This window comes from Streptantibioticus silvisoli (assembly GCF_027947535.2).
GTDB lineage: Bacteria > Actinomycetota > Actinomycetes > Streptomycetales > Streptomycetaceae > Streptantibioticus_C > Streptantibioticus_C silvisoli.
The window spans coordinates 100,863-127,308 of the sequence record NZ_JAAGKO020000011.1 but is presented as its reverse complement, the minus strand read 5'-3'; the positions used below and the strand labels follow the sequence as shown (position 1 = coordinate 127,308).

20 protein-coding genes are annotated in these 26,446 nt (G+C 72.8%); 12 read left to right on the top strand and 8 right to left on the bottom strand.

All coding sequences use genetic code 11. The features are described 5' to 3' along the window. Positions 1-340: 340 nt before the first annotated feature. Positions 341-1,237, bottom strand: a complete 897-nt coding sequence (locus POF43_RS10695) for a class I SAM-dependent methyltransferase (protein WP_271323981.1) — start codon at positions 1,235-1,237, stop codon at positions 341-343. A gap of 317 nt (positions 1,238-1,554) precedes the next feature. On the opposite strand from POF43_RS10695, the gene rpsA reads away from it, so the two are divergent. Next, positions 1,555-3,054 carry a 30S ribosomal protein S1 gene (gene rpsA, locus POF43_RS10690; protein ID WP_271314317.1) on the top strand — a complete coding sequence of 500 codons (1,500 nt, stop codon included), beginning with the start codon at positions 1,555-1,557 and terminating at the stop codon, positions 3,052-3,054. A 179-nt stretch (positions 3,055-3,233) separates the two neighbouring features. Here rpsA and POF43_RS10685 read toward each other — a convergent pair whose 3' ends face one another. Further along, on the bottom strand, positions 3,234-5,915 hold the full coding sequence (locus POF43_RS10685) for a GH92 family glycosyl hydrolase (protein ID WP_372515957.1): 2,682 nt from the start codon (positions 5,913-5,915) through the stop codon (positions 3,234-3,236). Between the two features lie 263 nt (positions 5,916-6,178). Here POF43_RS10685 and POF43_RS10680 point away from each other — a divergent pair, with 263 nt between their 5' ends. Beyond that, positions 6,179-7,111 carry a PAC2 family protein gene (locus tag POF43_RS10680; RefSeq protein WP_271314326.1) on the top strand — a complete coding sequence of 311 codons (933 nt, stop codon included), beginning with the start codon at positions 6,179-6,181 and terminating at the stop codon, positions 7,109-7,111. 33 nt (positions 7,112-7,144) lie between these two features. Next, positions 7,145-7,744 (top strand): dephospho-CoA kinase, encoded by a 600-nt coding sequence (coaE, locus tag POF43_RS10675; protein WP_271314318.1) that lies wholly within the window; start codon positions 7,145-7,147, stop codon positions 7,742-7,744. Between the two features lie 142 nt (positions 7,745-7,886). Here coaE and POF43_RS10670 read toward each other — a convergent pair whose 3' ends face one another. Further along, positions 7,887-9,467 carry a N,N-dimethylformamidase beta subunit family domain-containing protein gene (locus POF43_RS10670; RefSeq protein ID WP_271323980.1) on the bottom strand — a complete coding sequence of 527 codons (1,581 nt, stop codon included), beginning with the start codon at positions 9,465-9,467 and terminating at the stop codon, positions 7,887-7,889. 192 nt (positions 9,468-9,659) lie between these two features. Here POF43_RS10670 and POF43_RS10665 point away from each other — a divergent pair, with 192 nt between their 5' ends. Then, the gene (locus tag POF43_RS10665; RefSeq protein WP_271314320.1) at positions 9,660-10,049 is read left to right on the top strand and encodes a tetratricopeptide repeat protein; all 390 of its coding nucleotides are present in this window, start codon (positions 9,660-9,662) and stop codon (positions 10,047-10,049) included. Positions 10,050-10,071: 22 nt separating this feature from the next. Here the strand turns inward: POF43_RS10665 and POF43_RS10660 are convergent, their stop codons facing one another. Both POF43_RS10660 and POF43_RS10655 read right to left on the bottom strand, forming a co-directional pair. Further along, positions 10,072-10,692: a methylated-DNA--[protein]-cysteine S-methyltransferase gene (locus tag POF43_RS10660; RefSeq protein WP_271325075.1), complete on the bottom strand. Its 621-nt coding sequence runs from the start codon at positions 10,690-10,692 to the stop codon at positions 10,072-10,074. Between the two features lie 10 nt (positions 10,693-10,702). Beyond that, complete coding sequence (locus POF43_RS10655; protein WP_271314322.1) at positions 10,703-11,386, bottom strand: DUF4241 domain-containing protein; 684 nt, start codon at positions 11,384-11,386, stop codon at positions 10,703-10,705. Positions 11,387-11,560: 174 nt separating this feature from the next. On the opposite strand from POF43_RS10655, the gene uvrB reads away from it, so the two are divergent. The 6 genes from uvrB to POF43_RS10625 all read left to right on the top strand — a co-directional run bounded on the left by uvrB (position 11,561) and on the right by POF43_RS10625 (position 19,659). Next, positions 11,561-13,657, top strand: a complete 2,097-nt coding sequence (gene uvrB, locus POF43_RS10650) for an excinuclease ABC subunit UvrB (RefSeq protein ID WP_271314323.1) — start codon at positions 11,561-11,563, stop codon at positions 13,655-13,657. A gap of 194 nt (positions 13,658-13,851) precedes the next feature. Next, on the top strand, positions 13,852-14,430 hold the full coding sequence (locus POF43_RS10645; RefSeq protein WP_271325074.1) for a TerD family protein: 579 nt from the start codon (positions 13,852-13,854) through the stop codon (positions 14,428-14,430). 54 nt (positions 14,431-14,484) lie between these two features. Further along, entirely contained in the window at positions 14,485-16,731 is a 2,247-nt protein-coding gene (locus POF43_RS10640) for a TerD family protein (protein ID WP_282704529.1), read from the top strand. A 92-nt stretch (positions 16,732-16,823) separates the two neighbouring features. Continuing rightward, positions 16,824-17,918, top strand: a complete 1,095-nt coding sequence (locus POF43_RS10635; protein ID WP_271325030.1) for a TerC family protein — start codon at positions 16,824-16,826, stop codon at positions 17,916-17,918. A gap of 294 nt (positions 17,919-18,212) precedes the next feature. Then, the gene (locus POF43_RS10630; RefSeq protein WP_271325031.1) at positions 18,213-19,286 is read left to right on the top strand and encodes a cytochrome c oxidase assembly protein; all 1,074 of its coding nucleotides are present in this window, start codon (positions 18,213-18,215) and stop codon (positions 19,284-19,286) included. A 124-nt stretch (positions 19,287-19,410) separates the two neighbouring features. Beyond that, positions 19,411-19,659, top strand: coding sequence for a DUF5302 domain-containing protein (locus tag POF43_RS10625; RefSeq protein WP_271317230.1), 249 nt, complete (start codon positions 19,411-19,413; stop codon positions 19,657-19,659). A gap of 490 nt (positions 19,660-20,149) precedes the next feature. Here the strand turns inward: POF43_RS10625 and POF43_RS10620 are convergent, their stop codons facing one another. From POF43_RS10620 to POF43_RS10610, 3 genes are all read right to left on the bottom strand, one after another. Continuing rightward, on the bottom strand, positions 20,150-20,305 hold the full coding sequence (locus POF43_RS10620; RefSeq protein WP_271317231.1) for a hypothetical protein: 156 nt from the start codon (positions 20,303-20,305) through the stop codon (positions 20,150-20,152). 636 nt (positions 20,306-20,941) lie between these two features. Then, positions 20,942-21,595, bottom strand: coding sequence for an MBL fold metallo-hydrolase (locus POF43_RS10615; protein WP_271324972.1), 654 nt, complete (start codon positions 21,593-21,595; stop codon positions 20,942-20,944). A 4-nt stretch (positions 21,596-21,599) separates the two neighbouring features. Next, the gene (locus tag POF43_RS10610) at positions 21,600-22,367 is read right to left on the bottom strand and encodes a maleylpyruvate isomerase family mycothiol-dependent enzyme (protein WP_271324971.1); all 768 of its coding nucleotides are present in this window, start codon (positions 22,365-22,367) and stop codon (positions 21,600-21,602) included. A 237-nt stretch (positions 22,368-22,604) separates the two neighbouring features. On the opposite strand from POF43_RS10610, the gene uvrA reads away from it, so the two are divergent. Continuing rightward, entirely contained in the window at positions 22,605-25,667 is a 3,063-nt protein-coding gene (uvrA, locus tag POF43_RS10605) for an excinuclease ABC subunit UvrA (RefSeq protein WP_271324970.1), read from the top strand. A gap of 233 nt (positions 25,668-25,900) precedes the next feature. After that, entirely contained in the window at positions 25,901-26,323 is a 423-nt protein-coding gene (locus tag POF43_RS10600) for a Rieske (2Fe-2S) protein (protein ID WP_271324969.1), read from the top strand. Positions 26,324-26,446: the final 123 nt, after the last annotated feature.

Below are 26,446 nucleotides of genomic sequence, written 5' to 3'. Positions count from 1 at the left end.
TCGCGTCCCTGAGCCCACGGTGTACGTCGGGCCGCGAAGGCGCACGTCATAGGGTCAGCGTCGCCGAGCGCACGGGTACGTCAGTCGCGCGGACCCACGTATACGTCGGGCCGTCCGTGTCTCCTGACCCGCGTATACGTTGGCCGTCCGCACCCCCTGAGCCCCGGTGTACATCAGCCCTGCGGACCCACGTATACGTCGGGGCCGCCCGTGTCTCCCGACCCACGTATACGTCGGCCGCCCGCATCCCCCGATCCCCCGTACACGTCAGCCGCGCGAACCCACGTAATACGTCAGCCCCGAGCCCCCGAGCCCCTAAACCCCCAAACCCCCCTACACGTCAGTCCTTCACGCAGACGAAGATCGCCGTGCCGGGGAAGAGGCGGCCGCGCAGTGGGGACCAGCCGCCCCATTCCTGGTCGTTCCAGGAGGGCCACTCCGGCTCGACGAGGTCGGTCAGGCGCAGTCCGGCGGCGGCGATCTCCCGCACCCGGTCGCCGAGGGTACGGTGGTGCTCGACGTACACCGCGCGGCCGTCGTCGTCCTGCTCGACGTAGGGCGTGCGGTCGAAGTAGGAGGCGCCAGCGGTGAGGCCCTCGGGGCCGGGTTCGTCGGGGAAGGCCCAGCGGATCGGGTGCGTCACGGAGAACACCCAGCGGCCGCCGGGGCGCAGTACCCGGGCGACCTCGCGCATCACGCGGGCGGAGTCGGCGACGAACGGCACGCCGCCGTAGGCCGAGCAGGCCAGGTCGAACGAGCCGTCGGCGAACGGCAGGGCGCCGGCGTCCGCCTGCACCAGGGGAAAGCCGCCGGGGGCCCCGGCGTCGGCCTCGTCACCGTCGCAGGCTCCTTCGCCGATCCGGCGGGCGTGCTGGAGCTGGCGGTAGGACAGGTCCAGCGCCACCGGCCGGGCGCCGTGCCCCGCCAGCCAGCGTGCGCACTGCGCGGCACCGCAGCCGATCTCCAGTACGCGTTGTCCGGTCAGGGCGGCGGCCGGGCCCAGCAGGGCGGCGTCGGCCTCGTCCAGCCCCTCGGGGCCCCAGACGAAGCGGTCGTCGCCGAGGAAGGCGCCGTGGTCGCTCTGGTACTCGTCGGCGTTGCGGTCCCACCAGCCGCGGTTGGCGGTGCTGGTCTCGCCGGGGTCCGCGGTGCGGCGGGTGGCCTCGGGTTCGTCGAGGTCGTCCGGCAGGTCCGGCCGGTCGTCGGGCGCGTTGAAGGCGGGAATGTCTTGGTTCATCGGGGGGTTCGTCGTACCCTACTGATCGACCTGTGGCTTGCGGGTTGTGCCGGTTTTGGGTGCTGGTGTCCCAGGTGCGCTCTTCGTGCATTGACCCGCTCCGGCCGCCCCCGTATGCTACAAGTTGCGCTGCGGGCCTGCGCGCCTCGGACGGAGCAGGTCGCGCTCGCGTCTGCCACAGATCCCTCAGTTGTTGACGTGGTGTCCGGTTCATTCCGGTCCACCATCTCGAAGCTGTCCGGAATCGGCAGAAGCGATACGGGCTCCCGGCGTAGCAGTACCTACGACTTACTGTCCGCACCGGAGTCCTTTCCCTAATGACGAGCAGCACCGAGGCCCCTCGTACCACCCCGCAGGTGGCGGTCAACGACATCGGTAACGAGGAAGCTTTCCTCGCCGCGATCGACGAGACGATCAAGTACTTCAACGACGGCGACATCGTCGACGGCGTCATCGTGAAGGTCGACCGGGACGAGGTCCTGCTCGACATCGGTTACAAGACCGAAGGCGTCATCCCCTCCCGCGAGCTTTCGATCAAGCACGATGTCGACCCGAACGAGGTCGTCGCCGTGGGTGACGAGATCGAGGCCCTGGTTCTCCAGAAGGAGGACAAGGAAGGTCGCCTCATCCTGTCCAAGAAGCGTGCTCAGTACGAGCGCGCCTGGGGCACGATCGAGAAGATCAAGGACGAGGACGGCATCGTCACCGGTACCGTCATCGAGGTCGTCAAGGGCGGCCTGATCCTCGACATCGGTCTGCGCGGCTTCCTCCCCGCCTCCCTCGTGGAGATGCGCCGCGTCCGCGACCTCCAGCCGTACGTCGGCAAGGAGCTCGAGGCCAAGATCATCGAGCTGGACAAGAACCGCAACAACGTGGTCCTGTCCCGCCGTGCCTGGCTGGAGCAGACCCAGAGCGAGGTGCGTCAGACCTTCCTCACCACCCTGCAGAAGGGTCAGGTGCGCTCCGGCGTCGTCTCCTCCATCGTCAACTTCGGTGCCTTCGTGGACCTGGGTGGCGTGGACGGCCTGGTGCACGTCTCCGAGCTGTCCTGGAAGCACATCGACCACCCCTCCGAGGTCGTCGAGGTCGGCCAGGAGGTCACGGTCGAGGTCCTGGACGTCGACATGGACCGCGAGCGCGTCTCCCTGTCGCTCAAGGCGACCCAGGAAGACCCGTGGCAGCAGTTCGCCCGGACCCACCAGATCGGGCAGGTCGTCCCCGGTAAGGTCACCAAGCTCGTTCCGTTCGGCGCGTTCGTCCGCGTCGACGAGGGCATCGAGGGCCTGGTCCACATCTCCGAGCTGGCCGAGCGCCACGTGGAGATCCCGGAGCAGGTCGTCCAGGTCAACGACGAGATCTTCGTCAAGGTCATCGACATCGACCTGGAGCGCCGCCGCATCAGCCTCTCGCTGAAGCAGGCGAACGAGGCCTTCGGCGCGGACCCGTCCGCGGTCGAGTTCGACCCGACCCTGTACGGCATGGCCGCGTCCTACGACGACCAGGGCAACTACATCTACCCCGAGGGCTTCGACCCGGAGGCCAACGACTGGCTGCCCGGTTACGAGAAGCAGCGCGAGGAGTGGGAGCGCCAGTACGCCGAGGCGCAGACCCGCTTCGAGCAGCACCAGGCACAGGTCGTCAAGTCCCGCGAGGCCGACGAGCAGGCTGCCGCCGAGGGTGGCCCCGCCGCCGCGCCGGCGGCCAGCGGTCTGGGTGGCGGTTCGTACTCCTCGGAGTCGGCCGACAACTCCGGTGCGCTCGCTTCGGACGAGGCGCTCGCCGCGCTCCGCGAGAAGCTGGCGGGCGGCCAGAGCTGACGCTCGGTCCCCAGCACGCAAGTGAGGCCCGCTCCCCTCGGGGGGCGGGCCTCGCCCGTTTCCCGGCGCCGATCCCGTTTCCCCCGGGCGCTCCCCGCGCAACGCGTCGCAGGCGGCCTCTCGCGTCCCTCCGGACCGGCGGGCGACCCCCTTGGGCCCGGGCCGCCCCGCAGGCGCTCCTACGGCCCACCGGGCGGCGCGAAGCCCCCACCGACGGTCACCGGCACGGTACGCACCGCGGTCGTGCCGCCGGGCCCGGCCAGTCGTACCGTCACCGGATACGTGCCGTCGGCCGTGCCGGACGGGACGCCGACGTCGACCGCGACGACCGTGGTGGCCGGCAGGTCGTCGGACCACGCCGCGATCCGGCCGCCGCGGACCGTCGTCGTCAGGCCGCCGGCCGCCGAGGCGGTGACCGTGCCCGCCGCGGTTCCCGGTGCCGTCAAGACCGCGGCGGCCGTCAGCCGCACCGAACGCCCGGGGGCCGCCGCGGTACGCCCCGGCAGCACGGACAGCGCCGCGCGGCGCTGCGGTACCGGCACGCCGTCCACGGCCGGCGGCGCGTCAGCCGCGCCGGTACCCCAGGCGGACGGCGCGGTGCCCACGGTGAAGTCCAGGTCGCGGCCGGCCCGCACGTCCTCGGTGCCGATCCAGCTGGCGGTGCTCGGCGTGCCGCCCACCGACAGGGACCGCACGTACCGCGCGCCGTCCGAGATGCCGGGCGCGGTGATCGTGAAGTGGCCGCGCGGGTAGTAGCGCCGGTCCAGCGTCAGGTCCACCCGGGAGAAAACCGGCGTCGTCAGCCCCCACATCGCGGTCCCCGGCATCACGGGATACATCCCGATCGACGCCAGTACCGCCCACGACGACATCGTGCCCAGGTCATCGTTGCCGGTCACCCCGTCCGGCGCGTCGGTGAACAGCGTCAACGCCGCGTGCACCACGTCCGTCGTCTTCCACGGCTGACCGGTGCTCAGGTACGCGTAGGGCGCGGTCAGGTCGGGCTCGTTCTGCGGGTTGTACGTCGTCCGGGCGTAGTACGCGTACGGGCCGTTGACCCAGACCTTCCGCGCGGTCCCGGCCGGGTCGGCCCGCAACCGGTCGTAGGCGAAGAACGCGTCGAGGCGCCGCCGTGCCGCCGCCCGGCCGCCCAGCGCGCTGACCAGGCCCGGCAGGTCCTGCGGCACCAGCCACGCGTACTGCCCGGCGGTCCCCTCGTGGAACCCGGTGCCGGCCGACGGGCCCCCCGGGCCGGTGAACGTGCCTCCGGGGCCGCGGGCGCGGAACCAGCCGGTCCGCGGGTCGAGGATGTTGCGGTAGTCCTGTCCGCGGGCCCGCAGCCGCGCCGCGTCCGCCGGCCTGCCCAGGGCGTCCGCCATGGTGGCCAGCGCGGCGTCGCCCAGCGCGTACTCCAGCGTCGCCGACGCCGCCCGTGAGGTGTCCGGGTCGCCCGGTGCGCCGACCTCCGACGGATCGAGCGGCACGTACCCGTCGGACAGGTACGCCTTGTCGGCGCCGCGCCCCTCGTAGGCGGTGTCGGCCGGCGGGGCCTCGCCCGCCTCGGAGGTCAGCGCCGCGTACGTCTCGCGTTCGTGCCCCTTGAGCAGGCCCTGCGCCCAGGCGTTCACCAGGAACGGTGTGACGGGATCGCCCGTCATCGTGTTGGTCTCCACCGTCGCGTAACCCCATTTGGGCAGCCGCCCGCTGTCGCGCCGCACCCGCAGCAGCGACAGCGCCATGTCCCGCGACTCGGCCGGCGCCACCAGCGACAGCAGTTGCGCCTGGGTGCGGTAGGTGTCCCACAGCGACCAGTTCTGGTAGTACGTGAACCCCCGCGCCCGGTGCGCCCGCCCGTCCCAGCCGGTGTACGCGCCGTCGGTGTCCGTACCGGTGCTGGGCGCCAGGAACGCCCGGTACAGCGCGGAGTAGAACACCCGCCGCCGTCCGTCGCTCCCGCCGGTCACCCGCACCGCCGACAGCCGCCGCTGCCACGTGTCACGGGCCGCCCGCGCCGTCGCGTCGAAGCCGCCGCGGCCCTCCGCCGCCAGGTTCGCCAGCGCCCCGCGCGTACTCACCCACGACAGCGCGGTCACCGCTGTCACCCGGCGCCCGCGTCGGGTGTCGAACCGCGCGTAGGCCCCCCGCAGCCCGGGCCCGGCCGACCTCCGCGCCCCGGGCGTCACCGCCGGGCCGCTCCAGGTGCCGTAGCCGGTGAACGGCCGGTCGAACCGCGTCACGGTGTACAGCGTGTACGGCAGGGTCCCCCAGCAGAAGCCGCGCCCGGTGATCGCGGTCGCCACGGTGCGCGCGCCCAGGACGGTGACCCGGCTGGAGACCACGGAGTGCAGCGCCTGCCCGGCGTCCAGCATCACGTTGGCCCGTTCGGTGGCGGGGAAGGTGTAGCGCTGCCAGCCGGTCCGGGTGGTCGCCGTCAGTTCCGCGGTGATACCGCCGTACGACTCCAGGCCGACCCGGTAGTACCCCGGCGACGCCCGTTCCGAGGCGTGCCGGAAGGCGGCCGCGTACCGCGCGTCGTCGGTACGCGTCACGGCGCCGGTCGTCGGCAGTACCGGCAGGTCGCCGCCGGCCGGGCACCCCACCCCCGACAGGTGCGTCGCGCTGAACCCCCGGATGTGGCCCTGCCCCCAGTCGTAACCCGTCGAATGCCCGGTGTCCGGTGACAGCTGCACCATGCCGAACGGCACGGTCGCGCCCGGGAAGGTGTTGCCCTCGTCGCGTGATCCGATGAACGGGTTCACCAGGTCGGTGAGCCGCTGTACCGGACGCGGCGGACGATCCGGCAGGTGCGGCACCACGACGAGCAGGAGTACCGCCGCCGCGGCGGCCAGCGGCGCCCTCAGACGCCGGGACGCCGGACGTCCTGCGAATCGGTGCGGCACGGCCTGAGGTCCCTTCGTGACGACACGGGGAAGGCTGATGTATCGCGCATATATGGTCGGGAGCGTTCGCCGCGTCGAACCTTCCCGTCGGGGGATTCCAACAGCTGTCAAGACCGTTCATACCGGTCATCCGGTCGACGTGCCGTGTGCGGAGCGGCCGGGCGGGGGAATTCCCCTGCGGGGGCCCGTGTTGACGCGGGGGAGACGAAGAAGGAGCGTTGACGTTGCTGGAAGCGCGGGATCTGTACGAGTTCGAGCCGGACGGGGTCGAGGCGGTCGAGGCCGTGGTCGCCGACGGGCTGGTGCTGCTGTACCACCTGGACGGCTTCATCGACGCGGGTGAGACCGGCGAGCAGCTGATCACCGAGCTCCTCGGCCGGCTGGACCACCAGCTGGTCGCGCGGTTCGACGTGGACCGCCTGCTGGACTACCGGGCCAGACGGCCGCTGATGACGTTCCGGCGCGACCGGTGGGCCGACTACGAGACGCCCGAGCTGGCGCTGTACCTCACCCACGACAGCACCGGCACCCCGTTCCTGCTGCTGGCCGGCCCCGAGCCGGACGTGCTGTGGGAGCGCTTCGCCACCGCCGTGCAGCAGCTGGTGGAGGAGTTCGGGGTGCGCATGGCGATCAACTTCCACGGCATCCCGATGGGCGTGCCGCACACCCGCCCGGTCGGCCTCACCCCGCACGGCAACCGCACCGACCTGGTGCCCGGCCACCGCGCCTGGTTCGACGAGGCGCAGGTGCCCGGCAGCGCCGAGGGGCTGGTGGAGCTGCGCCTGACCGAGGGCGGCCACGACGTGCTCGGTGTCGCAGCCCACGTGCCGCACTACCTGTCCCGCTCGCCGTACCCGGATGCCGCGCTGACCGTCCTGGAGGCCGTCACCGGTGCCACCGGCCTGGTGCTGCCCGACATCGCCCAGGCCCTGCGCGCCGAGGCCGAGACCGTCCAGGTGGAGATCGAACGGCAGATCTCCGAGGGCGACGCCGAGCTGGTCGCCGTCGTCCGCGGCCTGGAGGCGCAGTACGACGCGCTGGCCGGCGCCGGCAGCCGCGAGAGCCTCATCGCCGAGGCCGCCGACCTGCCGTCCGCCGACGACCTGGGCGCCGAGTTCGAACGCTTCCTCGCCGAACGGGAGGGCGACGGCGGCTGACCGGGGCATGACCGCAGGCCGTAGGCTGACCGCATGCTGAAGGTGGGCCTGACCGGCGGGATCGGCGCCGGCAAGAGCGAGGTGTCCCGGCTGCTGGGGTCCTACGGTGCCGTCATCGTGGACTCCGACCGGATCGCCCGGGAGGTGGTCGAGCCGGGCACGCCCGGACTGGCCGCGGTCGTCGAGGAGTTCGGCGCCGGCGTGCTCGCCGCGGACGGCACCCTCGACCGCCCCCGGCTCGGCGAACTCGTCTTCGGCGCCCCCGAACGTCTCGCCGCGCTCAATGTCATCGTCCACCCGCTGGTCCGCCGCCGCGCCGCCGAACTGGAGGCCGCCGCCGCGCCCGACGCCGTCGTCGTGCACGACGTGCCGCTGCTGGCCGAGAGCGGCCTCGCCCCGCACTACGACCTGGTGGTCGTCGTCGACGCGTCCCGCGAGACCCGGCTCGAACGGCTGGTGGCCGTCCGCGGCATGACGCCCGAACAGGCCCGCGCCCGGATGGACGCCCAGGCCGGCCGCGACGAGCGGCTCGCCATCGCCGACCTCGTGATCGCCAACGACGGCCCGCTCGAAGCCCTCGAACCCCGCGTCAGGCGCGTGTGGGACCAACTGCGCGCCCGCGCCGGGCACTGAGGCTGTCGGCGGCCGGGGTCCGGCCCCTGGCCGCGGCACGGGCGCAGGACGGCCGTACGTGGGCGCGTGAGCGCCGGCCGGGGGCCGTGGGCACCTGACCTGCGCCCTGGGCACCGGCCCGCCGGTCCGGGGCGGCCAGCCGCTACCAGAGGTCCTTGCGGGCCCAGGTCGGGTCGCCGTCGAACGGGTGGAAGTCCGCCAGGTTGTCCTGCGCCGGGTGTGGCGTCCCGGCCGGTCCCGCTGCGAAGACCCGCAGTACGTTCGCCGTCACCCGGCCGGTGAATCGTGCGGTGTGCCGCGCGATCCCGTGCGCGCCGTTGCCGGTCATCGACTCCACCCAGCGCATGGTGCCGGTCGCGAACACTCCCGCGCCGCCGGGCGTCGTGTAGTACGCCGAGTCCGAGAACGTCCGCACGCCCCGGCACACCAGCCGCGAATGCGCGACGATGTGGATCGGACGCGGTGTCAGCGGCCCGGAATTCACCCGGTCGTACTCGGTGCCCACCAGGTTCGCGAACCGCGTCCCGCGCCGCACCCCGGTCCCCGCGAACACCCAGTGCCCCGGATCGGCCACCACGTAGGCGGCGCTCGTCGGGTTCGACTCGTACAGCACCCCGGTCAGCGAGCTCTCCGGCCGTGCGTCCGGCGGCTCGCGCCAGTCGGCGGTCACCGCCGCGTCGTCCTTGCCGTACAGCGGGTCCCGCTGCCAGTCCGTCTTGTAACAGACCACCAGCCGCCGGTCACCGCTGTCGGCCGCCTCCAGCCGTATCCGCCGGAAACACGCGTTCGCCCCGAGGAACGCCACGTTCGTCCCGGCGTCCCGCGCCGCGGTCACCCGCTCGCGCATCGCCGGGCTCCAGTACTCGTCGTGCCCCAGCGACACCACCGCGCGCGCCCCGCGCAGCAGCCCCGGCTCCCGGTCGACGTCCATGCCCGTCACGTACGCCACCGGCAGCCCCAGCCGCTCCGCCAGCGCCACCACGGGCCGCTCGTACGTCAGGAACAGCTTCGCCCCGTCGCCGTCGAACGGCCGGTCGCAGCTGACCGCCAGCGACCGGTTGGAGTAGTCCGCCTTGCCGCCGGGCCCCTGGTACAGGCTGTGGCCGCCCCAGGTGTTGTACGCCTGCCAGGTCGCCGTCGCGTGGAGCAGCACCAGCTTCCCGTCGGTCCGCGCCGACCGCACGACGAGCGGCACGTACCGCTGCGCGCCGCCGTCCGCGGTCAGACGTATCAGGTACGCCCCCTCCGGCCAGCCCGCCGTGGGCACCCGCAGCGACGGCTGCCAGCCCGCCGTCACCGTCCGGGTCGCCCCCGCCGGCCCCGGGACGCTGCGGCGCGCACCGGTCACCCGCGGCGACTGCCACACCTTGCGCGCCCCGGCGCCGCCGTACCACCCCATGCGGAACGCCTCGGCCCGGAACGCCGCCGCCGTGGTGGACACGTGCAGGTGGAAGGCCTCACCCGGCAGCACGCTCACCCGGTCGGCGTACCCCTCGACCGCCCGGTCCGCGCCCAGCCGCCGCAGCCGCCAGTCCCGGTCGCCGGGCCGCGCGTTCTCCCGGGCGGTCGCGTTGCTGCCGTCCGCGTGTCCGGCGGCAGGGGTGTGGCCCGCGCCGCCCGGTGCCGCCTGCGGCGAGCAGCCCGTGATCACCCCGGCCCCCGCCGCGGCGGCCACCCCCAGCAGGTGCCTGCGGTACCACTGCGGCCGGTTCGGCCCGATCATCTGATGCTCCGTTCGGTTGGACTCCCCCCTGCCTAGGAGTCCGCCGACGGCACGCGGGTTGCGTGATCCGGGTCACCGAACGTGGGTGCAGCCCATCGGTACGCCGGCGTCCGGGCGCCGGGGAATGCGATTGGCGGGGTGCCGGTTGGGTATTCCTGAAAGGCGACAGATCGCCGCCGCGAGGAGGTATACGTGGCCGAGCGCAGCCCGGAAACCAACGTCATCGACTACCGCGCCGCCGAGCAGCTGCTCGCCGCCCGCGATCCGCGGGGCGCCGTCAAGCTGCTCGACCCCGTCATCACCGCCCACCCGGAGAACACCGCGGCCCGCCTGCTGCGGGCCCGGGCCTTCTTCCTGGGCGCCCAGCTGCGGGCCGCCGAGCTGGAATTCCAGGTCGTCATCGAGCGCGAGCCCGACAACGCCTTCGCCCACTTCGCCCTGGCCCGCACCCTCACCCGCGCCAATCGCCCCACCGAGGCCCAGCGCCACTACCGCCTGGCCGCCGCCCTCGATCCCAACCCCGAGTTCCTCGCCGCCGCCCACTTCGAGGACCGGGGGGACCGCGGGGAGGGCGGGGCGTGAGCGGGGCGGACGAAGGCGCCCGTCAGAACAGCGGTTCCGGCAGGACGCCCTCCAGGGCCAGCAGCTGGCGCTTGATGGGCAGGCCGCCGCCGAAGCCGCCCAGGTTGCCGTTGGACTCCACGACGCGGTGGCAGGCGACCACGACGGGCAGCGGGTTGGAGCCCATGGCGACGCCCACCGCGCGGGCGGCGCCGGGCTCACCGACCCGGTCGGCCAGCGTCTGGTAGCCGACGACGCCGCCGTACGGCACCGAGGCCGCCAGTTCCAGCAGCACCCTGAGGTTGAAGCCGCCGCTGAGCGACCAGTCGAGCGGCACCGTGAAGTCACGCAGCGTCCCGGCGAAGTAGGCCCGCAGTTCGGCGGCCGCGCGGCCCAGCACGCTGTCCGGGGCCGGCGCGTCGTCCCGGACCGGCTCGGTGCCGAACCGCGCCGCCAGCCGGCCCAGCACCGACCGCACCGCCCGCTCACCGGCCCGGAACTCCACCTTGACCAGCCCCTGCGGCGTCGCCGCCACCAGCAGGGGCCCGATCGGCATGTCGTCCAGCACGGTCCAGCGCACGGTGGTGCCGCCGGCGGGCTGCCGTTGCGCGGGCGGCTCTGCGGCGGGGGTCCCGCCGCCCGGCGCGGTCGCCGAAGTCGTCATACGGCCCACCCTAGGCTCCGCCGCCGACAGCGCCCGGTATGGCCTCCGGCGGGACGACGAAGAAGTCCGTGACGAAGCAGCACACCTCGCCGGACGCGTCCCGGCCCACCCAGGTCGGGTAGGCGCCGTCGCCCCAGCCGCTGAAGAAGACCACCACCTGCTGGCCGGTGGCGGGGTCGGTGTGGTTGATCGGCCGGGCGGTCCAGCCGGCCGCGTTGATCGCGTCGAAGAGCTGCGAGTCCTCCGCGCCCTGCCCGCCGGCGAAGCGGCTGTCGACGCTCGCGTCCGCGAAGCAGCCGGTGCCCGCGTCCACGCCGTAGCCGTAGAACTCGTCGTCGGTCAGGTCCGTCAGCTCCTGCTCCGGCTGGAGGGCCATGTCCCAGCTCACCGGCGGCACGTCCTTGATCACCAGCCGGGCCGCCGCGACCCGCTGGTGCGGTTCCGCGGCCGCCGGATCGCCGATGGTCACCACGGCCACCGACACCGGATAGCGCCCCGGCGGCACCGTCGCGGTGAACCCCTCCAGCTCCTCGCCCAGCGTCACCAGGGGGTCGCAGGCGGCGACCCGGCCGGTCGGCAGCGCCAGCTCCCCACCGGACATCAGCCCGATCACCCCGGCCTGGTCGTCCTCGGGGAACGTGAACGTCCGGCCCTCGGTGAAGATCCACTCGAAGTCGGGAGTGGGCATGGGCATGACGTCCTCCGTGCGGTACGGCCGGGCGGGGCCGTGCGGCCCCGTGATCGACAACGTAGCGGGTGCCGCGGACAATTCCCGATCCGGGACCGTCGTCGCAGGTCACGGCGGTGCCGGGGGTGGCCGGCAGGTGGTCGGACGCCGATTGTCAGTGCCAGGTCGTACGGTGATGACATGCGGCCCGTAACAGACATCGAGCGCACGGTGGCCCCTTTCGAGGTCGTCAGCGCCTACCAGCCCAGCGGCGACCAGCCCACGGCCATCGCCGAGCTGGCCCGGCGCGTCCGGGCCGGCGAGAAGGACGTCGTGCTGCTCGGCGCCACCGGCACCGGCAAGTCCGCCACCACCGCCTGGATGGTGGAGGAGCTCCAGCGCCCCACCCTGGTCATCGCCCCGAACAAGACGCTCGCGGCCCAGCTGGCCAACGAGTTCCGCGAACTGCTGCCCAACAACGCCGTCGAGTACTTCGTCTCCTACTACGACTACTTCCAGCCCGAGGCGTACGTCCCGCAGACGGACACCTACATCGAGAAGGACTCCTCCATCAACGAGGAGGTCGAACGCCTGCGGCACTCGGCCACCAACTCGCTGCTGACCCGCCGCGACGTCATCGTCGTCGCCTCCGTCTCCTGCATCTACGGCCTGGGCACCCCGCAGGAGTACGTGGACCGCATGGTCCGGCTGCGCGTCGGCGACGAGATCGACCGCGACCAGCTGCTGCGCCGCTTCGTCGACATCCAGTACGCGCGCAACGACGTGGCGTTCACCCGCGGCACCTTCCGGGTGCGCGGCGACACCATCGAGATCTTCCCGGTCTACGAGGAACTCGCCGTCCGCATCGAGATGTTCGGCGACGAGGTCGAGGCGCTGTCGACCCTGCACCCGCTCACCGGCGAGGTCATCACCGACGACACCGAGCTGTACGTCTTCCCCGCCACGCACTACGTCGCCGGTCCCGAGCGGATGGAACGCGCGATCGCCGGCATCGAGAAGGAGCTGGAGACCACCCTCGCCACCCTGGAGAAGCAGGGCAAGCTGCTGGAGGCCCAGCGGCTGCGGATGCGCACCACGTACGACATCGAGATGATGCGGCAGATCGGCTCCTGCGCCGGCATCGAGAACTACTCCCGCCACATCGACGACCGCGAGGCGGGCACCGCGCCCAACACGCTGCTCGACTACTTCCCGGAGGACTTTCTCCTGGTCATCGACGAGTCCCACCAGACCGTCCCGCAGATCGGCGCGATGTACGAGGGCGACGCCTCCCGCAAGCGCACCCTGATCGACCACGGCTTCCGGTTGCCCTCCGCGCTGGACAACCGGCCGCTGAAGTGGGAGGAGTTCCTCGGCCGGGTCGACCAGACCGTCTACCTGTCGGCCACCCCCGGCCCCTACGAGCTGTCCCGCTCCGACACCTACGTCGAGCAGGTCATCCGCCCCACCGGCCTGATCGACCCGCAGGTCATCGTCAAGCCCACCGAGGGCCAGATCGACGACCTGGTGCACGAGATCCGGGTGCGCGCCGAGCGCAACGAACGCGTGCTGGTCACCACGCTCACCAAGAAGATGTCGGAGGACCTCACCGACTACATGCTGGAGCTGGGCATCCAGGTGCGCTACCTGCACAGCGACATCGACACGCTGCGCCGGATCGAGCTGCTGCGCGAGCTGCGGGCCGGCGAGTACGACGTCCTGGTCGGCATCAACCTGCTGCGTGAGGGCCTCGACCTGCCGGAGGTCTCGCTCGTGGCGATCCTCGACGCCGACAAGGAGGGTTTCCTGCGCTCCGGCACCTCGCTGATCCAGACCATCGGCCGCGCGGCGCGCAACGTCTCCGGCGAGGTGCACATGTACGCCGACCGGATCACCGCGGGTATGGAACGTGCCATCGACGAGACGAACCGGCGCCGCGACAAGCAGATCGCCTACAACACCGAGCACGGCATCGACCCGCAGCCGCTGCGCAAGAAGATCGCCGGCATCCTCGACTCGTTCGCCCGCGAGGACGCGGACACCGAGGAACTGCTCGGCTCCGGGCGCCAGCGGTCGCGCGGCAAGGCGCCGGTGCCGGGACTGTCGGCCAAGTCCGGCGGCCGCAGCACGGCCAAGAGCCTGCCCGCGGCCGAACTGGTCGACCTCATCCAGGAGTTGACCGACCAGATGCACACCGCCGCCGCCGAGCTGCAGTTCGAGGTGGCGGCCCGGCTGCGGGACGAGCTGGGTGAACTCAAGAAGGAGTTGCGGCAGATGAAGGAGGCCGGCATCGCCTGACCCCTCCGGCCCGGCCGCAGCGGTCCCCAACGGGCCTCGGACACGCCCGTGTCGACCCCTGCGGCGCGGTCCGCGCGTATCAGGACCGCCACAAACCCGCTCACGGACGGGTGCGGTGCGCCGAAGTCTGCGTAGGGTTGCAGGTCAGCGCCGCAGCGGCACAGCGGCGGGAACGGCCGTGGGAGGGATGTCCGGTGACGGTGAACTTGGCCAAGGGGCAGCAGGTCAGTCTGACGAAGTCCGGGGGCGGCACGCTGTCCGCCGTACGGATGGGGCTGGGCTGGCAGGCGGCGCCGCGCCGCGGGCTGTTCGGCCGCCGTACCCGGGAGATCGACCTGGACGCCTCCGCCGTGCTGTTCGCCGCCGGTGACCTGGTCGACGTGGTCTTCTTCCAGCACCTGATCAGCAACGACGGCTCGGTCCGGCACACCGGGGACAACCTGGTCGGCGGGGTGGGACAGGGCGGCGACGACGAGTCGATCCTGGTCGACCTGCAACGCGTCCCGGTCCACGTCGACCAGATCGTCTTCACCGTCAACTCCTTCACCGGCCAGACGTTCGCCGAGGTGGAGAACGCGTTCTGCCGCCTGGTCGACGAGACCAACGGGCAGGAACTGGCCCGCCACACCCTCACCGGCGGCGGCCCCTACACCGCGCAGATCATGGCGAAGGTCCACCGGTCCGGCGACGGCTGGGCGATGACCGCGATCGGGGCGCCGGCGGCCGGCCGCACGTTCAAGGACCTGATGCCCGCCATCGGTTCGCACCTGTAGCGGACCCGGACCCCTGTAACCCGGCGGCGCACGAGGGAGAGGCGGGTGGCGAGCATGGCGCCCGGACTGCTGCGAGGCCAGAACGTTCCGTTGCCGCACACCCCGGTCGAGATACGGATCGCCTGCGCGGTCCCGGCCGTGGTGGCCGTCATCATCGCCGGCCCGGGCATCCGGCCCCGGCTCACCCCGTCCGGCGGACCACCCCTGCCCGGTGTGACCGTCGAACAGCTCACGCCGGGCGAACACCGCGTCGTCATCGCCCCGGCCGCGCTGGAAGCGGTGGCGCGAACCGGGACGCCGGAAAACGGTACGTGTACCGCTGCGCCGGAAAACATGACGTGTACGTCGGCGCTGGAAGACGGCACCCGTACCGCGGCATCGGAAATCGGCACGTACACCGCAGCTTCCGAAGACGGCACGTATACCGCGCTACGGGAAAACGTGACGTGTACCGCGGTGTCCGAGGACGGCACCCGTACTGCGGCGCCGGAAATCGTCACGTACACCGCAGGGCTCGGCAACAGCACCGGCAGCGGTACCCGGGCGGACGAAAACGGCACCGGTACCCCTCCGGCGGAAAACCCCTCCGGCCGCGCGTCCGCGAACCACTCCTCCGCGAACCGCGCCCCCGCCGCCCCCTCGCCGGACGCCCGTCCGGCGCCCCCGCAGTCGCTGACGGTCCTGCTCGCGCTGCCGGGCGGGGCGTCGGCGGGGCGGTTCGGCGCGGTCGCGCCGGCGCCGCACGCGGTGGTGACCGGTGCGGACGGTTCGCGGGTGGGAGCGTTCGCGCTGACCGGGCTCGGTCCGGAAACCGCGGTCGCCGTCCTGGAGGTCTACCGGCGCAACGGTGCCTGGCGGCTGCGGGCGGTCGGGCAGGGCTACGCGGACGGGTTGGCACACATGCTGGCCGACCACGGTGTCCCGGACCCCGCCCGCCAGGCCGAACGCCTGCTGACGGCCCCGACGGCCCGCGCAACGCCTCCGGCGGCCCCGGCGCCTCGACGGGCCCCGGCAACCCCCCGGGCGACCCCGGCAGCCCCGGCAGCCCCCAAGGCGGCGCCGTCGCCCCCCTTCGCCACGCATCCCAAGACGGCCCCACCGTCCGCCGCCGCGCCGCACAGGGCGCCGTCCGGCGCCGTGGTGCCCGCTCAGCGGGCCGGCGCGGCGGACCGGCCGGAGCAGGGCGGGCCGGTGGCGGGGGACGCGCCGGGGTGGACGCTGGAGGAGCGGCTGTTCGGCCAGGTCGCGGCGATGCGGGAGGACCTGGCGCGGCGGATCGCGGCGTACCGGTCGGCGGTGGACTTCGCGCAGGCGCGGCTGGACCGGGAACTGGACGCGGTGCTGGCCGACCCGGCGACCCGTCTCGGGCCGGCCGCCGACACGGCGCGGGAACGGGCCCGGGCGCGGCGTGACGAACTCGCCGACCGGGCGCGTGCCGTGCTGGACCACGACCTGCGGCAGCTGACGGCCGAGTCCGAGGTGGTCGAGCCGGCGCTGCCGCCGGCCTTCGCCGCCTGGGAGAGCCCGGTGTGGCACGGGTACCGGTCGCCGCCGGCGGTACCGATGGCGGTGCGGCTGGGCGACGTACACCTGCCGGAGGTGCCGGAACTGCGGCTGCCGCTGCTGGCCCGGCTGCCGCTGGAGCGCGGGGTGTGGATCGACACCGGTACCGGTTACGCCGGCCTGACCCCGCAGGACGCCGGGACGGCGCTGTACCGGGCGGGTGCCACAGCGGCCGCGCTCGCGGTGCGGCTGCTGGCGTCCCACCCGGCCGGCGGGCTCACGGTGCATCTGGCGGACCCCGGCGGCACGCTGGCGACGGCGTTCGCACCGCTGGCGCGCACCGGGGCGCTGCGGCAACGGGCGGACGTCCCGGCGGCGCTGGAGGAGATGGTCCGGCACGCCGACCTGGTCGCGATGGCGGTGCGCGCGGGACTGGACCCGGCGGCGGCCGGCGCGGGCGAACCGGGGGAGCGGCTGCTGGTGCTCGGCGGCATCCCGGACGACGTCGACGACCGGGCGGTCAGCCTGCTGCGGTACCTGGCCGACGAGGGACCGGCCGCCGGGGTGCACCTGATGGTGGTCGCGGACCCGGCGGACGCCCGGCGGTTCGGCCCGGTGCTCGATCCGATGTGGCGGTCGCTGCTGCGGCTGTCCCCGCTGCCGGACGACCACCTCGCCGATCCGTGGGTCGGGCACGCCTGGACCTACGAGCCGTCGCTGCCACCGGACACCGGGCGGGTGCTGGACCAGGTGCTGGACGTGATCACCGGGGGCGCGCGACTTGGCGAAGGGGCGTGAAAGGGGGCGCACACCGCTGCATCGCGCGCCTGTGACCTGGGGCCTTGGGCACTGCTTTACCGGCTATTGGGTTCGCCTGTACTGTTTCGGGAGTGGACGTGTCCCTCACTCTCTGGGTACTGACCATCCTCGGTCTGTGCGCCCTCATCGCCGTCGACTTCCTCATCGGCGGCCGTAAGCCGCACGAGGTCTCGATCCGGGAGGCGGCTGTCTGGACCGCCGTGTGGATGGCGTTGGCGGCGCTGTTCTGCGGAGGGCTGCTGGTCTTCGGCGGGGGTGGCGCGGCCGGGCAGTTCGCGGCCGGGTTCATCACCGAGAAATCCCTCAGCGTCGACAACCTCTTCGTCTTCGTCCTGATCATGACGAAGTTCGCGGTGCCTCTCATCTACCAGCAACGCGTCCTGCTCATCGGTGTGCTCATCGCACTGGTGCTGCGTGCGGTCTTCATCGCGGCCGGAGCGGCGATGATCGCCAGCTTCTCCTGGATCTTCTACGTCTTCGGCGCGTTCCTGGTGTGGACCGCCTGGAAGCTCATCCAGGAGGCGCGGTCCGGCACGGCGCACAAGGGGCACGATCGCGATGTTCACCACGGTCACGACGTTCACGACGAGGACGGACACGATGAGGACGATCACGACGAGGGTGCTGAGGACCGGGAGCGCGAGGAGCCCGAGGAGTACGAGGAGAACCGCCTGCTGAAGGCGTTCGAGAAGCGGGTCGCGGCCACCGACCGGTACCACGGCACCCGGCTGGTCGTCAGGGTGAACGGCCGCCGGCTGGTGACGCCGATGCTCATCGTGATGCTGGCGATCGGCACCACCGACGTGCTGTTCGCCCTCGACTCCATCCCGGCGATCTTCGGGCTGACCCAGGACCCGTACATCGTCTTCACCGCCAACGCCTTCGCGCTGATGGGCCTGCGCCAGCTGTACTTCCTGCTCGGCGGCCTGCTCAAGCGGCTGGTGCACCTGTCGTACGGCCTGTCGGTCATCCTCGGCTTCATCGGCGTCAAGCTGGTGCTGCACGCGCTGCACGAGTCCGGGGTGGGCGTGCCGGAGATCTCCACGCCGGTCTCGCTCGGCGTCATCGTCGGCGTCCTCGCCGTCACGACCGCCACCAGCCTGCTGGCCTCCCGCCGCGAGGCCCGCGCCGGACACGCGCGCGAACGCGAGCACGCCCGCACCTGACGCGCGCAGCGCTCCCCGGCGGTACGGCACGCGTTCCCCGGCGACCCGTACGCGTTCCCCAGGGCGCCTATGAGGCCGCCGCGGCAGCGCGCGGTCCGGCGTCTCCGGCAGCCCCTCCCGGCGCCTGAGGCTGGCCCCTGAGACGGCTCCTGAGGCCGTCACGGCACCCCGCTGCCTGCCGTCCACGCCGTCCGCGCAACGTCTTCGGAGGGGCGCCCGCCAAGGAGTCCCGTGGCCGGTCTAGCCTGGTTGCCGCTGTGTGAGGGTGCCGGATGTGAGGGCGGGTGGGTGCCGGTGAGCACTGTGGCGGCGACGGTTCTGCCGGAGCTTGACGGCTCGCGTTTTCTGACCACGTGGGAGATCGACCCGGCGGCGCTGGCCGTCGTGCTGGTCCTGGCCGCGCTCTACACGGCCGGCGTGGTCCGGCTGCGGCGGCGCGGCGAGCGGTGGTCTGCGGCGCGGACCGTGGCGTTCGCCGTGCTGGGGCTCGGCACGCTGGTCGTCGCCACGATGTCGGCGTTCATGGTCTACAGCCGCGTGCTGTTCTGGCCGGCCGCCGTGCAGAACATCATGCTCGACCTCATCGTTCCGCTGGGCCTGGCGCTGGGCGACCCGCTCACCCTGGCCGGGCGCGCCCTGTCGCCCGGTGGCGCCCGGCGGCTGGAGAAGCTGACCGGCGGCCTCGTCGTGCGGTTCCTGACGTTCCCGTTCCTCAGCACCGTGCTGGTGCTGGTCTCGGAGATGTCGATCTACTTCACGTCGTATTTCCAGACCTCGCTGGAGCACTACGGCGTCCGGCAGCTGATGCACCTCCAACTGCTGTTCACCGGCTGCCTGTTCGTCCTGCCGATGCTCACCAAACAGGATCTGCTGCCTCGTTGGTGCACTCACCCGATCCGGGCGCTGCTGGTCTTCATGGACGGGCTGTTCGACTCGATCCCGGGCATCGTCGTGCTGTTCAGCAACACCCTGGTCGCCGGCCACTGGTACGCCGCCCACCCGCGCACCTGGGGGCCGCCCGCCGCCCACGACCAGCAGATCGGCGGCGGTCTGATGCTCACCATCGCCGAACTCGTCGGTGTGCCCTTCCTGTTCGCGGTCTTCGTCGACTGGTGGCGTACGGAACGTTCCAGGACCGCCGAACTCGACGAACGCCTCGACCGCGAACTCGTCCCGGTCTCCGCTGCGCCCGCCGGCCCTGCCCCCGCCGCGAGCGCCCAGGACGCGGCACCCGCGACGGCCTCCGCCGAGACCGGTACCGCCGCGTCCGGCACCGCCGTTCCGCCGCCCGACCGGGTCCGCCCGTGGTGGGAGACGGAGGGCGGCGAGGTCGCCGACCGCATGCGGCGCGGCGCCCGGCGGGGCTGACGGCACGGGCCGGCCGGCCGCCCCGGGGCCGCCCCCGGGGCCGATGTGGCCGCGCCGTACCGCCGGACGTGGGAGGCTGGCCCCGCACGCGACGCCGCCCGCGCCGCCGAACCAGGAGGTCAGCATGGCCGCCCCCACACCGCAGGACTCCCCCGAGGAGCTCCAGGCCGCCGCCCCGGGCGCCGAAGAGGCCGACGCCGTCGTCGACCCGGACGAGGACCCGGTCAAGCGCAAGTTCCGTGAGGCGCTGGAGCGCAAGCGCGGCGGTCAGTCCAACGCGGCCGGCGGCGCCGGCGGCGACCGCTCGAAGATCCACGGTGCCCACGGGCCGGCCGCCGGCCGCCGCTCGTTCCGCCGCAAGAGCGGTGGCTGACGGAACCGGTGCCCGGCGCCGCCCAGGCGTCGGGCCGGCCGGTGTCCGCCCGCTCGGACGGTAAGCGGCGGCGGGGACGCCGATATGACCATCCCGCGGCCGCCGGCGCCGTGACACCGGCCCCTCCGGAGCCGCCGGGAGAACTCCCAAACGGGCAGTAGTGGACGCGTTCCCGCCGCCCAAGGACTCATCGGGGCACCGGGTGATCCCGCGGGCCGCAGCGTTCGTACGCCCCACGGTGCCGCTGGAAACGTCGTGTTGGCCGAGCAGCGACCTGAAGCGTGTTGCCCGAGCGCGAAGCCGAAGCCGCAAGCCCCCAGGACCCCGGCAGCCCGCCAGGACCCCGGCAGCCGCAGGTAATAGTGCGTGTTCGCTGCCAGGCTCCTGGAGACCGCAGGCCGTCGTGCGGCCCCGCCGCGACCCTGAACCGCCGGTAGTAGTGCGTGCGGTCGGAGGGGCGTCGAGGCCGCGGGCGTGGCGTCCGCTGCGGTTACCTGCGTCGGGCCGACCGCCGCTTGGTCGAGGTGCGGCGCCCGGTCTTGTTGCCCTTGTGCGTGGTGATCATGCCGATAACGCCGGCCAGCACGATGGCGGCGACGATGATGACGCCCACGTGTGTCCCGGCCGACTGCGCCGCGATTCCCATGACGGGCCCCTTTCGTCGACGTGACCCCGGTTGTGGGAGGAGACTGCCCGCGATCCGCCGGACCAGTCGGTACCGGTGTCCCGTTCGTCGCGGGAGAGCGCGTGCGTACGACCGCGTCCGGGGGCCGTCGAGCCCGCCGTCCGCCCGCGCCGACCACCCGGCGGAACGCCGCGACCGCCCCGCCCCCATCTGCCTGGCACCGGTCCCGGAACGGCCGCGCCGGTCTCGGAACGGCCCGGCGCCGACCCCGCGCCCCCCGCGATGACGCCGCCCGGCGCACGATCCTGCAGGACGCGACCCGACACGGCAGGACCCGGCACAACACGTCACGACGCAGTCCAGCCCAGCACGGCATGGCACAGCAGCCCGCTCACCGGCCCTCTGCGACGCGGGCCGCCCCTCCCGGCCTCCCCGTCCCTCCCACGCCCCCAGCGGCTTCGTGACGTACGCGTCGGCCTTCGCACCGCGCCTACGCGCCGTACGCACACAGCAGCCTCCGCCCCACGCCCCTCCCACGCCCCCCGCGGCCCCGCGGCCCCGCGCCGTACACGACACACCCGCCCCGCGCGCAGCGGATCACCGCCCGCACGACGAAGGCCCGCGTCGGGACGACGCGGGCCTTCGGGCGGGCTTCGGTCACCAGCCGCGGGCGCGCCACTCCGCGAGATGCGGACGCTCGGCGCCGATCGTGGTGTCGTTGCCGTGTCCCGGGTAGACCCACGCCTCGTCGGGCAGGCGGCCGAAGAGCTTCTCCTCCAGGCCGCCCATCAGGGACGCGAACTCCTCGGGCCGGGTGGTGAGCCCGGGGCCGCCGGGGAAGAGGCAGTCGCCGGTGAAGACGTGCGGGTGGCCGTGCGGGTCGTCGTAGACCAGCGCGATGCTGCCGGGGGTGTGCCCCACGAGGTGGCGGGCGGTCAGCTCGACGCGGCCGACGGTGATCGTGCCGCCGTCGTCGACGGAGACGTCGGTGGCGACCGGGATGCCCTCGACGTCCTCACGGCCGGCGTAGGTCGTCGCGCCGGTCGCCGCGACGACCTCGGCCAGCGCGGACCAGTGGTCCTCGTGGCGGTGCGTGGTGACGACGGAGGCGATGCCGCCGTCGCCGATCAGGCCGATCAGGGTGCGCGGTTCGGCTGCCGCGTCGATCAGCAACTGCTCGCCGGTGGCGCGGCAGCGCAGCAGGTACGCGTTGTTGTCCATGGGGCCCACGGCCACCTTGGTGATCATCAGATCGGCGAGTTCGTGCACGTCCGGCGGTCCGCCGACCTTCACTGCTCCGGTGTACGACATGCCTTCACCCTAGTGGCGGCAGGACCGGCAGCGGCAGGGCCGGATCCGCCACGAGGTCGTGCCCGTCGCCGCGGCCGGTGACCCAGGCCAGCAGCGCCGCCGCGGTGCCCGCCACCGTCACCTCGGCGCGGTCCGCCGCGCCGATCACCCACGTCTCGCCGGAGCCGGTGTCGTGCAGCCGGACCGCGGCGACGCCCTCCTGGCCGGTGAGGCGGTCCAGGACGTGGTCCAGTTCGCGGTCGACCCACTCGGCGGGCAGGTCGGCGAAGCCGGAGCCGGCGTCCAGATCGACCCGGTGCAGCTGGATCTCGGTCAGCCGGCGTCCCGGGATCGCGGCGGCCGGCAGGACCGCGCCGCCGCGCAGGCTCACCTGCGTGGCCCAGGCCTGCGGCGGCAGCGCCCCGGCGGCCGCGTCGAACCGGTCCGCGGCGGCGCGCAGGTCGGCGAGCTGTTCGGCGAGCGGGCGGCCGGCGCCGGTCTCGATCTCGCGGTCGCGCGCGTCGGCGTCGTCGTACATCGGCGTCTCCTCGCCGGTGCGGGCCCACGTCAGCAGGTTGACCAGGGCGTCCGCGTTGCGGGCGAGGTGGGTCAGGACGTGGCCGCGGGTCCAGCCGGGCAGCCGGGACGGTTCCGCGACCGCCGCCGGGCCGAGCGCGGCGGCCTCCTCCAGCAGCCGGGCGGTCGCTTCCCGGACCGCGGCCGCATCGTTGACGGGGTCAGGTCGTTGAGGGGACACGGGCGCCTCCGGGATGTCGTTCGGATCGTCGTTCACCGTCGATCATCTCCGACATCGCCCTGGCTCACTCGGTCGAGTGAACCTTTTTGCCGTGGCTCGGGAATCGAATGTACGTGCTATAGGCTCGTGGGCACACAGCGTCGGAAGCCCCCGCCGACCACTGAGACCACCATCACGAGGCTTGACACCGCTCGACCAGAGGGTCGGGAACGCACCCCGGTTACGCTGAACGGGGGTGCTACCCCCTTCGTCCTACGAAAGGCACAGAACGGCGTGGCCGATCGACTCACCGTACGCGGCGCTCGCGAGCACAATCTGAAGAACGTCTCGCTGGATCTCCCGCGGGACTCGCTCATCGTCTTCACCGGACTGTCCGGCTCGGGGAAGTCGTCCCTGGCGTTCGACACCATCTTCGCCGAGGGACAGCGTCGGTATGTCGAGTCCCTCTCCTCCTACGCCCGGCAGTTCCTCGGCCAGATGGACAAGCCGGACGTCGACTTCATCGAGGGACTGTCCCCGGCGGTCTCCATCGACCAGAAGTCCACCTCGCGCAACCCGCGCTCGACCGTGGGCACCATCACCGAGGTCTACGACTACCTGCGGCTGCTGTTCGCCCGGATCGGCAAGCCGCACTGCCCGCAGTGCCGGCGGCCCATCTCCCGGCAGTCCCCGCAGGCCATCGTGGACCGGGTGCTGGAGCTGGAGGAGGGCAGCCGCTTCCAGGTGCTCTCCCCGCTGGTGCGCGAGCGCAAGGGCGAGTACGTCGACCTCTTCTCCGACCTGCAGACCAAGGGCTACAGCCGCGCCCGGGTGGACGGCGTCACCGTCCAGCTCGCCGAGCCGCCGAAGCTGAAGAAGCAGGAGAAGCACACCATCGAGGTGGTCATCGACCGCCTCACCGTCAAGGAGAGCGCCAAGCGCCGGCTCACCGACTCGGTGGAGACCGCGCTCGGGCTGTCCGGCGGCATGGTCATCCTGGACTTCGTCGACCTGCCCGAGGACGACCCGCAGCGTGAGCGGATGTTCTCCGAGCATCTCTACTGCCCGTACGACGATCTGTCGTTCGAGGAGCTGGAGCCGCGGTCGTTCTCGTTCAACTCCCCGTTCGGCGCCTGCCCGGAGTGCACCGGCATCGGCACCCGGATGGAGGTCGACGCCGAGCTGATCGTCCCCGACGAGGAGAAGTCGCTGGACGAGGGCGCCATCGCGCCGTGGTCGCTCGGCCACAGCAAGGAGTACTTCGGCCGGCTGATCGGCGCGCTGGCCGGCGAGCTCGGCTTCCGCACCGACATCCCGTGGGCCGGGCTGCCGCTGCGCGCGCGCAAGGCCCTGCTCAACGGGCACAAGACCCGCGTCCAGGTCAGCTACCGCAACCGGTACGGCCGAGAGCGCTCCTACGTCACGGCCTTCGAGGGCGCGATCCCGTTCGTCAAGCGCCGGCACTCCGAGGCGGAGTCCGACTCCAGCCGTGAGCGCTTCGAGGGCTACATGCGCGAGGTGCACTGCCCGACCTGCGAGGGCACCCGGCTCAAGCCCATCGTGCTGGCCGTCACGGTCGCCGAGCGCTCCATCGCCGACATCTCCGCCATGTCGATCAGCGACTGCGCGGAGTTCCTGCGCACCCTGAAGCTGTCGGACCGCGAGAAGACCATCGCCGAGCGGGTGCTGAAGGAGGTCAACGAGCGGCTGCGCTTCCTGGTCGACGTCGGCCTGGACTACCTCTCGCTCAACCGCGCGGCCGGCACGCTGTCCGGCGGCGAGGCCCAGCGCATCCGGCTGGCCACCCAGATCGGCTCCGGCCTGGTCGGCGTGCTCTACGTGCTGGACGAGCCGTCCATCGGCCTGCACCAGCGCGACAACCACCGGCTCATCGAGACCCTGATCCGGCTGCGCGACCTGGGCAACACCCTGATCGTCGTCGAGCACGACGAGGACACCATCCGTACCGCCGACTGGGTGGTCGACATCGGCCCCGGCGCCGGCGAGCACGGCGGCAAGGTCGTGCACTCCGGCTCGATGGAGGGCCTGCTGGCCAACGAGGAGTCGCTGACCGGCGCCTACCTCTCGGGCCGCCGGGCCATCCCCACCCCGCAGGAGCGCCGGCCGGTCGACCGCAAGCGGCAGCTGACCGTGCACGGCGCCCGCGAGCACAACCTGCGGGACGTGTCGGTCTCCTTCCCGCTGGGCGTCTTCACCGCGGTCACCGGCGTCTCCGGCTCCGGCAAGTCCACCCTGGTCAACGACATCCTCTACACCCACCTGGCCCGTGAGCTGAACGGCGCCCGCACGGTGCCCGGCCGGCACACCCGGGTGGACGGCGACGACCTGGTGGACAAGGTCGTGCACGTCGACCAGTCGCCGATCGGCCGCACCCCGCGGTCCAACCCCGCCACGTACACCGGCGTCTTCGACCACGTGCGCCGGCTGTTCGCGGAGACCATGGAGGCCAAGGTCCGCGGGTACCTGCCGGGCCGCTTCTCGTTCAACGTCAAGGGCGGCCGGTGCGAGAACTGCACCGGTGACGGCACGATCAAGATCGAGATGAACTTCCTGCCGGACGTATACGTCCCGTGCGAGGTCTGCCACGGTGCCCGGTACAACCGGGAGACCCTGGAGGTGCACTACAAGGGCAAGTCCATCGCCGAGGTGCTGGACATGCCGATCGAGGAGGCCTCGGAGTTCTTCGAGGCGGTCCCCGCCATCTCCCGCCACCTGCGCACCCTCAACGACGTCGGCCTCGGCTACGTCCGGCTCGGCCAGAGCGCGCCCACGCTGTCCGGCGGCGAGGCCCAGCGGGTCAAGCTGGCCAGCGAACTGCAGCGCCGTTCCACCGGCCGCACGGTCTACGTGCTGGACGAGCCGACCACCGGCCTGCACTTCGAGGACATCAGCAAGCTCATCACGGTGCTGGAGGGCCTGGTCGACAAGGGGAACTCGGTGATCGTCATCGAGCACAACCTCGACGTCATCAAGACCGCCGACTGGGTCATCGACATGGGTCCCGAGGGCGGCAACGGCGGCGGCCTGGTCATCGCCGAGGGCACCCCCGAGGAGATCGCCGCGGAGCCCACCAGCCACACGGGCAAGTTCCTCCGCGAGGTCCTCGGCGACCGGGTCAGCGACGCGGCCATCCCGGCCCAGCAGCGGTCCGGCGGCCGCGGCGCCACCACCGGCAAGCCGGCGGCCAGGGCGTCCAAGACCGCCAAGACCGCCAAGGCCACCGTGAAGGCCCCGGCCAAGGCCGCTGTGAAGGCCCCCGCCGCAAGCGCAGGGAAGGTCGCGAAGGCCCCGGCCCGCAAGGCGGCGGCCACCCGCAAGCGCGCCAGCGGCGACTGACGGTGACCGGGCGCTGACGGGCCCCGGGGGAGGAAGCCTCAGGAACGGGACGTAGGGTGCGGAGCGGTTCACCACCGCCCGCTCGGCGGCGGTCACCCGCCGCACCCCGCGTCCCGTTCGCGTTCCGTCCCGCGGTTCGCGTTCCTGCTTCCCCTCGCCGTTCCCGTTCTCGCCTCCCCCTCCCGTTCCCCCCGTTCCCCTCGCCGTTCCCGTCCCGTTCCGGAGCACCCGCCATGACCGACGCCCAGCCCGCCGCCGACCACGCCCGCCGTTCCGTGCTCCAGGGGGCGGCCCTGGCCGGGGTCGCCGGGCTCGGGGTGACCGCGCTGAGCGGCTGCGCGGCCAAGCCCGCCAAGCCGGCCGGGCCGGTGCACCTCGGCTCGACCGACCAGGTGCCGGTGGGCGGTGCGGCGTTGTTCCGCGACGACAAGGTCGTGGTGGCCCAGCCCGCGAAGGGGCACTTCGCGGCGTTCAGCGCGGTCTGCACGCACCAGGGCTGCGTCGTCGCCTCGATCGCCCACGGGGTGATCAGCTGCCCGTGCCACGGCAGCGAGTTCAACGCCCTCACCGGCGCCGTCGTGCAGGGGCCGGCCACCCGGGCGCTGCCCGCGGTGAGCCTGAGGGTCGAGGACGGAAAGATGATCGCCGGATCATAGGACCGCCACCGAAGGGCGCCACGGTTCGCCCGGCCCGGCGCCCGCCGCCCCGCCCGCCCCGGCGTCCTCCGCCCCGCCCGGCCCGGCGTCTCCGCCCCCTGCGCCCCGCCGTCCCGCGCCCGC

Coding starts and splice junctions, on each gene's coding strand:
- uvrB (WP_271314323.1), top strand. CDS start 11,561: ATGCGGCCCGTAACAGACATCGAGCGCACGGTGGCCCCTTTCGAGGTC.
- POF43_RS10670 (WP_271323980.1), bottom strand. CDS start 9,467: ATGATCGGGCCGAACCGGCCGCAGTGGTACCGCAGGCACCTGCTGGGG.
- POF43_RS10655 (WP_271314322.1), bottom strand. CDS start 11,386: ATGCCCATGCCCACTCCCGACTTCGAGTGGATCTTCACCGAGGGCCGG.
- POF43_RS10695 (WP_271323981.1), bottom strand. CDS start 1,237: ATGAACCAAGACATTCCCGCCTTCAACGCGCCCGACGACCGGCCGGAC.
- POF43_RS10625 (WP_271317230.1), top strand. CDS start 19,411: ATGGCCGCCCCCACACCGCAGGACTCCCCCGAGGAGCTCCAGGCCGCC.
- POF43_RS10615 (WP_271324972.1), bottom strand. CDS start 21,595: ATGTCGTACACCGGAGCAGTGAAGGTCGGCGGACCGCCGGACGTGCAC.
- coaE (WP_271314318.1), top strand. CDS start 7,145: ATGCTGAAGGTGGGCCTGACCGGCGGGATCGGCGCCGGCAAGAGCGAG.
- POF43_RS10660 (WP_271325075.1), bottom strand. CDS start 10,692: ATGACGACTTCGGCGACCGCGCCGGGCGGCGGGACCCCCGCCGCAGAG.
- POF43_RS10600 (WP_271324969.1), top strand. CDS start 25,901: ATGACCGACGCCCAGCCCGCCGCCGACCACGCCCGCCGTTCCGTGCTC.
- POF43_RS10640 (WP_282704529.1), top strand. CDS start 14,485: ATGGCGCCCGGACTGCTGCGAGGCCAGAACGTTCCGTTGCCGCACACC.
- POF43_RS10620 (WP_271317231.1), bottom strand. CDS start 20,305: ATGGGAATCGCGGCGCAGTCGGCCGGGACACACGTGGGCGTCATCATC.
- rpsA (WP_271314317.1), top strand. CDS start 1,555: ATGACGAGCAGCACCGAGGCCCCTCGTACCACCCCGCAGGTGGCGGTC.